This is a genomic window from Citrobacter sp. wls757 (genome assembly GCF_005280935.1).
In the GTDB taxonomy this organism is placed as follows: Bacteria; Pseudomonadota; Gammaproteobacteria; order Enterobacterales; family Enterobacteriaceae; genus Citrobacter; species Citrobacter portucalensis.
This window is the reverse complement of sequence record NZ_SZWU01000052.1, coordinates 9,516-14,439: the sequence shown is the minus strand read 5'-3', so window position 1 is coordinate 14,439 and position 4,924 is coordinate 9,516. Positions and strand designations below refer to the sequence as shown.

General features: G+C 53.0%; 5 protein-coding genes. All 5 read left to right on the top strand.

Features of this window, described 5'->3' with window-relative positions:
* The coding region (locus FDW94_RS14135) for an AzlC family ABC transporter permease (RefSeq protein WP_249358509.1) at positions 1-460 on the top strand (460 nt) is incomplete at its 5' end.
* Entirely contained in the window at positions 460-783 is a 324-nt protein-coding gene (locus tag FDW94_RS14130) for an AzlD domain-containing protein (protein WP_137377777.1), read from the top strand. The genes FDW94_RS14135 and FDW94_RS14130, both read left to right, overlap by 1 nt.
* A gap of 243 nt (positions 784-1,026) precedes the next feature.
* Positions 1,027-3,621 carry a sigma 54-interacting transcriptional regulator gene (locus tag FDW94_RS14125; protein ID WP_137377776.1) on the top strand — a complete coding sequence of 865 codons (2,595 nt, stop codon included), beginning with the start codon at positions 1,027-1,029 and terminating at the stop codon, positions 3,619-3,621.
* A gap of 181 nt (positions 3,622-3,802) precedes the next feature.
* Positions 3,803-4,285, top strand: coding sequence for a PTS fructose transporter subunit IIA (locus tag FDW94_RS14120; RefSeq protein WP_137377775.1), 483 nt, complete (start codon positions 3,803-3,805; stop codon positions 4,283-4,285).
* Positions 4,282-4,924: glycoside hydrolase family 88 protein (locus tag FDW94_RS24245; RefSeq protein WP_249358506.1), on the top strand; the 643-nt coding region annotated here is incomplete at its 3' end. The genes FDW94_RS14120 and FDW94_RS24245, both read left to right, overlap by 4 nt.

Below are 4,924 nucleotides of genomic sequence, written 5' to 3'. Positions count from 1 at the left end.
CGGTAACCCACTGGCGGCAGCGGCTGCCGGTTTACTGGTCAACGCCCGACACGTGCCGTTTGGCGTCACGGTGCGCGATCTGGTGGGCTCGCGGGCTGCGAGTTTCCTCGGCTGTCATATCATGAACGACGAAAGCGTAGTCTTTGGCCTGTCGCAAAAAACGCCCGAACAACGTAAAGCCGCCTTCTGGCTGTGCGGTCTGGGCGTCGCGATTTTCTGGCCTGTTGGCACACTGATCGGCGCGGGCGTCGGCAAACTGCTCCCCGCCCCGGAAACCATCGGTCTGGATGCCGTCTTCCCTGCAATTTTATTAGCCTTAGTGGTCCCGGCCTTTAAAAACCGCACCACGCTGATTCGCGCCTGTAGCGGCGCCGGGTTGTCGCTTGCCGCCATCCCCTTTGCGCCGGTCGGTTTACCTGTTTTGCTCTCACTGTTTGGCTTACTGACGAGGAAAAAATAATGGGCAACATGACGCTGTTTATCGTCGGTATCGCCATGTTATCTCTGGGAACATATTTAATGCGTTTAGGAGGAGCGAAGCTTGGGAGCCGTTTAGCGTTCTCGGAACGCTCGCAGGCGCTGCTTTCCGACGCCGCAACGGTATTACTGTTCTCCGTTGCGCTGGCGACCACCTTTTACGAAGGTGAACACTTCGCTGGCATGGCCCGCGTGCTGGGCGTGGCTTTTGCGGTATTTCTCGCCTGGCGCAAGATGCCGCTAATCGTGGTGATCGTCGCTGCCGCAGTGGTGACCGCATTGCTGCGAATGGCGGGTATTTCGTAATACCAAACGAGTTTATTTTCCCCACTCACAACATCCAGTCTCTGTACAGGGAAGTACAGTTCGTTGACAACACTCCTCTTTTCACCGCATGAAATGTGTGGCGATCTCTATCACATTCTAATCAAAACATAGTTTCATTTTTGATCAATGACGTGGACAGTATTCAGTGTCTAATAAAAACAATAGTGTTTAGTGTCGAAATTCAATCGACGCTATTTTCTACTCTATGCGGGACATTGAAAAATGGCGCTGTCGGCAAAAGAAAAGTTATTCCATAAAATACTCACTCATTATGCAGAGAAACCCGCTGGCTTCACGGCTCAGGACTGTGCGGACTTTATGCAGGTTAATCGCAGCGTCATTAGCCATTATCTCAACAGGCTGTGCGATGACGGCCATCTTGATAAAGAAAATACCCGTCCGGTTCGCTTCTTTGTGCAGAAAAACAGTGTAAAAAATGCACAGACATCTCACATAGTGTCGAAAAAGCACGATGCCTTTCAGCAATTGATAGGCACGCAGGGGAGTCTGACGGAAGCCGTTGCACTGTGCCGTTCGGCGGTTGACTATCCCGGTGACGGTTTACCTATTTTGCTATCAGGAGAAAGCGGCGTCGGTAAAAGCCATCTGGCAGCACTGATTTATCAATATGCCATCGAGCGCGGTGTGATCGCGGCTGATAAGCCATTCGTTGAACTGAACTGTGCCGACTACGCCAACAACCCGGAGCTGCTTTCGGCAACGCTTTTTGGCTATACCCGCGGCGCATTCACCGGAGCCGACCGCGAAAAACGCGGAGCCTTTGATGATGCGGATGGCGGATTTCTGTTCCTTGATGAGGTCCATCGTCTGTCGGCGGAAAACCAGGAAAAACTTTTTCTGTTTATGGACAAAGGTTATTTCTATCGTCTTGGCGATAATCGCACACGCCATCCGGCGTCGCTGCGCTTTATCTTTGCCACCACGGAGAATATCGACACGGTACTACTCAACACCTTTCGTCGTCGAATTCCGGTGCGCGTGACGCTACCCAACTATATTTCTCGCCCACTCACCGAGCGCATCGCTCAGGTCAGTTATTTTTTGCATCAGGAGGCACTCAGCTTGCGTCGGGATATTCACCTTGACAGCCAGCTCATGCATCAGCTGGTGACTTCGCCAGTCCGCGGCAATATCGGCGAGTTAAAAAATCAAATCAAAGTGATGTGTGCCAGCGCCTGGAGCGACAATCTTGAGACCGACGTTATTACGCTACGCGGCCCATCGTTCAACGGCGAAATAATCAGAATTACCACTCATCTTCTTGATCAGGCACTGGATCCCAGTCAGTTACTACCCAAAGCGATGCACGATGAGGTTATTTTTCGTGACTTTTGTCATAGCGGTAACGTGCTATTACTGAATCGCAAAATGGAGCAGCACCTGACCACGGTCAGCGGCGCGGTTGCCGCCGAGTCGCTGTACAGTGGATACATCTGGCAGAACACCGTTCATGCGTTGAGCGAACTGGAAAGTCTGACCGGCATCAGCTGTAGTCAGGAAATTCGCAAAGCGATATGGCTTTGCGTCATCTATGCGCTACATGCCCCTCAGAAAACGGTCAATGTCACTGAGCTACAAACGATTGCCGACTACGTCTCCGGTAAAGCGCGTCTGCTGGCGGAAGAGTGCCTCTCCTTGCTGAGCAAACACATCACCCACCAGCCGCTGCCTCTCTTACTGCCGCTATTAAGCTGCGCTTTTCATTCACTCGCCGGTGAAGACGACCCGATTCAGGGCATTATCGTTTCGCACGGACGCGCGACAGCGTCGAGCATTGCCGGTATCGCCAATCAGTTGACCGGCGGGTACTACTTTAAAGCCTTCGATATGGCTAACGCGACTTCCACCAGGGAGATCATCGACCTGCTGATCTCCCACGTCTCACGCCTCAAGCAAGGGGGCAGTCTGATTATTCTGGTGGATATGGGGTCACTAAAAGAGATCTACGAAGAGATTAAGCTCCACCTGCATGGCGAACTGTTGGTTATCAATAACGTCAGCACGGCTATGGCGCTGGATATTGCGGCCAAAATTCAGGATAAGCTGTCAATGGAGGCGATTATTGAGAGCGCCAAAGGGGCGTATGAGGTTGAAACCCGATACTACGCAGGAATCTTGCCAGGGAATAAAATCATTATCTCCTGTATTTCCGGGGAAGGGATCTCCCACAAACTCAAAGATATCGTCCAGCGGTTTCTGGCGCAGGAGGAGATCGAAATCATTACGATGGAGTATGACGATCTGAAATGGAAAATCGCCCATGATGACCCGGCGCTGAATGGTACGCGGCTGATCATCACCACCACCGATCTAGAGGCTGGCTATATTCCACTGTTGAGCGTAGAGCAGTTGATTAAAGAAAAAACGCTGGTCCTAAAACGCGATTACTTCAACGGGCTGCTGATGGAAGGCGGTCTGGAACCCATGATTGATGAAGTAGTGAAGCTGTTTACCGTCGAAGGCGTCGCCAGCCGTCTCAACTTCCTCAACCCGGTGGTGATTATCGATGAAGTAGAAGCCGTAATTAAACAGTATGAGGCGTTCTACAAAATCCATTTTGAAAGCTACCTGCGCATCAATTTATTTATGCATATCGCGTTGATGATTGAACGGGTGATGGTCAACAACGGCGTGCGCTACCGCGAGGAGGCAGAACTAACGCTGGCCCAACAGGCTTTTGTCGCCGTACATGACACCTTCTTCCAGGCACTCAATCGTAAGTACAACATCACGCTGCCTCTCACCGAAGTGCTGATGATCTATGAAATCATGGAACCGTGGATTGCGGCCGATTAGCACAACTAGCTGCTCTGCCAGCGCAAGCTGGCAGACGCTTCGACACTCCCCTTACTACCGCTTTCAACACTAAAAATACGTGCAGACACTGTCACTTTTCCACAATAAATCATGAGGTTAAAAATCTGGCACGGCAGTTGCAAAACCTTCAACAGATACTGAAAAAACGAAGGAATACGCAATGCGAGAGATGTACATCGCTACCCACGGACGTTACGCAGAAGGGATTATCTCGGCGCTGAATCTGCTGGTTGGCGACGATCACGGCGTGACGCCCATCTGCGCCTACTGCGGCGAGATAGGCTCCACGGCCGAACTGGCGGTGCGCTTTGAGGTCATCGCCCAACAAGCGGCCAGTCGGGGAAAAGAGCTGGTGCTGTTTACCGATATGCCCGGTGGTAGCGTCAATAACACCGCTGTACAGATGCTGGTGAAATATCCGCATGTCCATGTTATCAGCGGCGCCAGTTTGATCATGCTGATGGAATTCTGTCTCTCCGAACAAACAGATACACCATCACGCCTTCAGGACGCCATCGCCGCTGCCAGCGGCGCAATGCAGTACATGAACGTGCAGCCGGAAATTCTCGCCGCTCGCCAGGCCGCCCAGCCTGCCGTTGACGATGATATCGACGACTTTTTTGCCACGGAGACACAGCCATGACCGTTGCGCTGGAAACGCTCGATAACCGCTACCTTACGCCGCAGCCGGGCTTAGACTCACGCTGGCTGAACGAAGCTCTCCACGAGGTGCTCGCCAAGGTTGATGCCATGCTGCCGCGCTTTGCCACGACTTTTCCGGCGGCAAGCGCGACTGATGGCTGCTACCCGTCGGTCGAGAAGGTCGACTGGACCGAAGGATTCTGGACCGGCATGCTGTGGCTGGCCTGGGAAGTAACTGGCGATGATAAATACCGCGAGGTGGCGGAAGGCCTGCTCGACAGTTTTGAAGAGCGTCTTGATAAGCAGATTAAAGTCGATACCCATGACCTGGGCTTCCTCTATCTGCTCTCCTGCGTCAACGCCTGGAAACTCACCGGTAACCTTCGCGCCCGCGGCCTGGCGCTGCGCGCAGCAGACCTGCTGTACCGCCGCTTTAATGAAACGGCTGGCGTGATTCAGGCCTGGGGTGATCTTAACGAACCGGCGCGCCAGGGGCGCATGATCATCGACTGCAATCTCAACGTGCCGCTGCTGTTCTGGGCCGCTAATGAGACGGGCAACGCAGCGTGGCGTGAAGCCGCGACACGCCACCTGGCGCAAGCTGCGCGTTATCTGGTCCGTGAAGATGCTTCCAGCTTTC

Excerpts from the sequence above, each read along its gene's own strand:
- FDW94_RS14130 (WP_137377777.1), top strand. The coding sequence starts at position 460 with ATGGGCAACATGACGCTGTTTATCGTCGGTATCGCCATGTTATCTCTG.
- FDW94_RS14125 (WP_137377776.1), top strand. The coding sequence starts at position 1,027 with ATGGCGCTGTCGGCAAAAGAAAAGTTATTCCATAAAATACTCACTCAT.
- FDW94_RS14120 (WP_137377775.1), top strand. The coding sequence starts at position 3,803 with ATGCGAGAGATGTACATCGCTACCCACGGACGTTACGCAGAAGGGATT.